Origin of the sequence: Patulibacter medicamentivorans, assembly GCF_000240225.1 — a bacterium.
GTDB lineage: Bacteria > Actinomycetota > Thermoleophilia > Solirubrobacterales > Solirubrobacteraceae > Patulibacter > Patulibacter medicamentivorans.
The window spans coordinates 1-4996 of sequence record NZ_AGUD01000143.1 but is presented as its reverse complement, the minus strand read 5'-3'; the positions used below and the strand labels follow the sequence as shown (position 1 = coordinate 4996).

Genomic DNA, 4996 nt, shown 5'->3' with positions numbered 1-4996 from the left:
CGCGCAACGTCGCGCCCGGGGCGGTGGCCCGCGCCGGCCCCCTCGGCGCGTCCGGCCCCGCCGGCGCGTCCGGCGTGGTCGGGACGGTCGGCGTTGTGTCGTCGCCCGGCTCGGGACCGGGGTCGGCGCCCAGCTCGAGCGCGACCAGCTGGCCGAAGCCGACCGGACGCCCGCTCGCGCGGTGGAGGGCGCCGCCGTCGAGCCGCACGTTCCAGCGCCGCTGGCCGTCGTTCGCGACGCCGTTCAGGGCCTGCACGTCACCGTCCCGCACCGACAGCGCGGTCACGCAGCCGGCCGGGCGGGCGCTGCTGGCCGCCGTCTCCAGCAGCGCGGCCACGCCGATGCCGACCGGGGCGTCGACCCGGCAGAAGCGGACGTCGCGGTCGCCGTCGACGGTCCCTGCGTCGACCACCAGCGCCAGCGGCACCACCGTCCCGGCCGCGACGTCGGGCGCCGGGCGCACGGCTGGCCCGCCGCCCGCGGGTGCCGGGGGATCGGCCGTGAAGCCGCCGCCGGCGAGCGCCCGCAGCGCGTCCTGGCTGGCGTAGAGGTTCGGCGGACCGTCGACGCCCTCGCTCGGCAGGTACTTGAAGCTGCCGGCGTTCGGACCGGTCGTGCGCTGCTGGTCGAGCAGGAAGTCGATCGGCGTCTTGCCGCCGCTGGTCGACCAGGTCGAGGCGTCGATCCCGCACTCGTTGAGCCCCTGCACGACCCAGGCGTTGGAGTCGGTGTTCGATCCGAACATCGCCGAGAAGCCGCCGCTGGCCGGATCGAGCTTGCCCCTGAGGAAGCCCGCCGCGCGGACGACGTCGGGATCGTCGGCGGCGGCGCCGGTCGCGCAGAGGGCCGCCAGGCCGGCGCCGGTCATGTCGATGTCGCTGGCCCGGCCGCGGTCGGCCTCGGTGCGGACCCGCTGGTAGGTCCAGCCGCCGTCCGCGTGCTGGTTGCTGCGGATCGTGCGGCCGATCCGGGTCAGCAGCGTCGCGGGAGCCTTCGTCTTCGCCATCGCCAGGGCGCCGAAGACGGTGCCGTTGAACAGCGCCGGGCTGCCGAACGAGCCCTCGGTCAGGCCCTGGCCGGCCGGGTCCGGCGTCGCGGGCCGGTTGCGGTAGACGCCGGCGAGCTGGGCGACGAGGTTCTGCCGCTCCGACAGCCTGCTCGGCTGCAGGCCGGCCGCGTGCGCCAGCAGCAGCGCGCGCTCGTAGTCGGTCGCCGGCCGGCCGTTCGGGCCGTCGGAGGGCGCGGTCCAGTCGAGCGAGCGGTCGTCGCTGCCGGTGGTCCACTGGGCCAGGTGGAAGTCCTGGGCGCTCGGGGCGCCGGCGGCGGGACCGCGGACGTCGCTCGCGGCGATCCCGGCGGCGGCCAGGGCGCTCAGCGACCAGTCGCCGCCGAAGCCGGGGATCTCGCCGCTGGCGACGTGCTGCTGGGCCCGGATCCAGCTGCTGCCGCTGGTGACCGCGGACTGGACCTGAGCGGGGGTGGCGGCGCCGGCGCCGGCGGGCAGCGCGGCGACGGCGAGGGCGGTGGCCGCGGCGAGGGCGCTGCGGCGGAACGTGGCGACCGTTGAGGGTCGCCGGGTGCACCGGTGGTGCATGTCGGTCTCCTGGATCGGCCCGTCCTTCCCGACGACGGCGACACGCAGGGCGCGACTCCGGCCGTCTGGACGCGAGACGGGGTGGATGTACGGGCCACGGCCGGATGTTCGGGCTCGGGATCGTCCTCGCGGCCCGCCTTCCCGGACCGAGGTCCAGTGGCGCTGAGAGCCGCTCGTCACCCATACCGCTGCGCGTCAGCCCCGGTCTCTCACCGGAGTTCCCCACGCCGTGACGGGGCGGACCTTAGCCGAGATCCGCCGATTCGCGGGGTCGCCCGCCGCGGACGGCAGGTCTCCAGAGCGCAGCGGGCCAAGCGCGACGGCGCGGCGTCCGGGGAACGCCGTGCTACCGTCGCCGGCAACACGCAATAGCGGATCGTGGTGAAGGGAAGTCCGGTGCAAGACCGGCGCGGACCCGCCACTGTGAGCGACAGGTCGACCGCACGCACGCGGTGCAGCCACTGGGGCCCAGGCCCCGGGAAGGCGCGGTCGACCGGACTCGTGAGCCAGGAGACCTGCCCGATCCGGCAACGTCGAATCACCCCTCGGGGATTGGGGGAGGACAGATGCCACGCAGCAGGTCGGCGCTCGTCGCCGTCGCCACATCGATCACCGTCGCGCTCGTCGCGACCGTCCCGGCCGGGGCCGCTCCGACGACGGTCCTGTCCCGCGTCGAGGGGCGCTCCGCCACCCTCTTCGAGGGCCCGATCCTGGCCGACGGCCACGCGATCAGGGCCGCGTCCGACGCGCGCGGCCGCCGCTGCGACGGGACCAACAACGGCGCCCACCCGACCGCCGGCCCGACGCCGACCGCGACCGCTGTCGACGGGATGGCGATCGCCGGGCAGGACTTCGACGCCAAGTGGTACCCGGGCTTCGACGACTACTTCCTGACCCGCCTCGGGCCGGACTTCCAGAGCGAGGACGACAACGCCTACTGGGGGATCCTCGTCAACGGCGTCTACACGTCCGTCGGCGGCTGCCAGTACCGGCTGAACGCCGCCGACCTGGCGCTCTGGGTCTACGACGCGTTCAACGAGCGCCCGGTCCTGCGGCTCGACGGTCCGACCGGGATCGGCGAGCCGACCGCCGCCGTCGAGGGCGGGCCGAGCACCGCGCCGGTCAGGCAGTCGTTCACGGTCGACGTCGGCCAGCCGCTCGCGGTCCACGTGGTCGGCAAGGTCTCGTCGGGCGAGGTCGGCGGCGCCGGCGGCTACGGCGACCAGGCCGGCGTCGGCGTGTCGCCGGTCGCGACCGCCGCCAACGGCTTCCAGACCGTGCTGCGCAGCGACCCCGCCACCAAGATCACCGGGGCCGACGGGCGCACGACCCTGAGCTGGTCGACGCCGGGCTGGAAGCGGATCAAGGCCGAGCGGGCCGGCGCCGTCCGGTCGAACCGGCTCGACGTCTGCGTGCGGGCGCCCGGCCAGGCCGACTGCGGCCCGCTGCCGGCCGACGCCCGCACGCGGACCCCGCCGCCGCCGAGCGTCCCCGAGCCGCCGAAGGATTCGAGTGGCGGCGGGGGCGGCGGCTCGCTGGTGGATGGCCCGGGCGAGAGCGCGCCGGTCGCCGTCGGCGACGTTCGCCTGTCGGCCCCCCGGATCACCGCCGACGGCAACCCGACCGGTCTGGTCGGCGTCCGCTGGGAGGTCCTGTCGGCGGGCTCCGGCCTGCGCTCGTGGACGATCGAGTCGCGCTTGCGCGGCGTTCGCGGCGCCCGCTGGACGCGCCAGGCCAGCGGGACGACGCAGACCACCGCCCTGCTCGACCTGCCGATCGCGCGGACGTCGCAGCTGCGCGTCCGGTTCGTCGCGGCGTCGGGCCGGACGTCGCTCCGCACGGTCGGCGAGGTCGTCGTGCCGCGCGACGATCGCGTCCGCCAGCTGCGGTTCGGCGGTCGCCTGTCGCGCGTGGCGGACCCGCGAGCGTGGCGGCTGACCGTCACCCGCCTGTCGCGCGGCGCCACGCTCCGCACGCGGCTCGCCGCCGGCCGTCCGACCCTGGTGGTTCGCGCTGCCCGGCGCGCGGCGCGGATCGAGCTGCGGGTCGGACGGCGGGTCCAGCGGCTGACCGTGCCCGGACGCCGCGATGGCCGCACGATCTTCGTCTCCGGCCGGCGCCGGACGGCGGCCGGCGAGGTCCGGGTTCGGGTCCTCTCGGGGACCGTCGCCGTCGACGGGGTGGCCGCGCGGCCCTGAGCCGCGGGCCGGGAGCGTGATGCGGGAGCGCCGGGGAGGGACCGGGGTGGCGGTGGCGCTGCTGCTGGTCGCGCTGCTCTGCGGGGCGGCGGCCCTCGCGGGCGGCGGCACGGCCGGCGGCGACGGCCCGCTCGGCCTGGCCGCCAGCGCCAGCGCCGCGCCCCCGCGGCTGGACGGCCGCAACCGCGGGCGCCTCGACGACCTGGTCCGGTTCCTCCAGGACACGCAGAACGACGATGGCGGCTACGGCGGGCAGCCGGGCGCGCCGTCCGATCCCGGGTTCAGCGCCTGGGTCGGGATCGGGCTGGCCGCCGCCGGCATCAACCCCCAGGACCAGCGGATCCCCGGCGGCCGCCGGTCGCTGGCCGACTACGTCGCGCGCAAGGGCCCGGTCAGCACCGGCTCCGACGGCCAGTGGCTGACGACCGAGCTGGAGCGGATCGGGATGCTGGCCAACGCCGCCGGGCTCGACCCGCGCCGGTTCGGCGGCCGCGACTACGTCACCCCGCTGCTGGCGCGCCAGGGCGCCACGACGTTCGCGGGCAGCGGGCCGGACGGGCAGCCGATCCAGGTCCCGCCCGGGTGGTTCCCGCACACCGCGACCGGCCGCAGCCCCGGGGTCAACGACACGATCTTCGCCGTCTTCTTCCTCTCCGGCGTCGGCGACCGGCGGCTGGCGCCCGCGATCGGCCGCGCCGCCGTGGCGATCGAGGCGATGCAGCGCCGCGACGGCACCTGGCCCGCGACCCGCGCCGGCGGACCGACCGACGTCGACATGACGGGCGCGGCGATCCAGGCCCTGTGCGTGGCGGGCCGCTGCGCCGGCGCCGCCGTCCGCGGCGCGCTCGACTGGCTGCGGGCGCACCAGCAGCGGGACGGCGGCTGGAGCTTCTCGGCCGCGCCCGGCGAATCGAACGCGGGGACGACGCCGTGGGTCGTGCAGGCGCTCTGGGCGGCCGGGATCGACCCGCGGAGCTGGCGGAGCGGCGGCCGCGACCCGCTCGACTTCCTCGCCTCGCTGCAGCGACGCGACGGCAGCATCCGCTGGAAGCGCAGCGCCGACATGAACCCGACCTGGATGACCGCCTACGCCGCCCCGGCGTTCGCCGGCCACCCGTGGCCGGTGCCGGCCCCGCCGCGGGCGGCCGCCGTCCGGCGACAGCGGCAGGCGCAGGCGCAGGCGCGGGAGCGGCGGCGGGCGCAA

At 77.1% G+C, this 4996-nt stretch carries 3 protein-coding genes and 2 riboswitches; of the genes, 2 read left to right on the top strand and 1 reads right to left on the bottom strand.

Features of this window, described 5'->3' with window-relative positions; genetic code table 11:
- Positions 1-1594, bottom strand: a 1594-nt coding sequence (locus tag PAI11_RS26260; RefSeq protein ID WP_050897201.1) for a prenyltransferase/squalene oxidase repeat-containing protein, incomplete at its 3' end; no start/stop codon positions are given.
- 81 nt (positions 1595-1675) lie between these two features.
- Positions 1676-1856, bottom strand: a riboswitch (cobalamin riboswitch).
- Positions 1857-1955: 99 nt separating this feature from the next.
- Positions 1956-2131, top strand: a riboswitch (cobalamin riboswitch).
- Positions 2132-2160: 29 nt separating this feature from the next.
- Between PAI11_RS26260 and PAI11_RS24235 the strand changes: the two genes are divergently transcribed.
- Together PAI11_RS24235 and PAI11_RS10435 are read left to right on the top strand one after the other, a co-directional pair.
- Positions 2161-3792, top strand: coding sequence for a hypothetical protein (locus PAI11_RS24235; RefSeq protein ID WP_007574080.1), 1632 nt, complete (start codon positions 2161-2163; stop codon positions 3790-3792).
- A 19-nt stretch (positions 3793-3811) separates the two neighbouring features.
- Positions 3812-4996, top strand: a 1185-nt coding sequence (locus PAI11_RS10435; RefSeq protein WP_211656580.1) for a prenyltransferase/squalene oxidase repeat-containing protein, incomplete at its 3' end; no start/stop codon positions are given.

Coding starts and splice junctions, on each gene's coding strand:
- PAI11_RS24235 (WP_007574080.1), top strand. CDS start 2,161: ATGCCACGCAGCAGGTCGGCGCTCGTCGCCGTCGCCACATCGATCACC.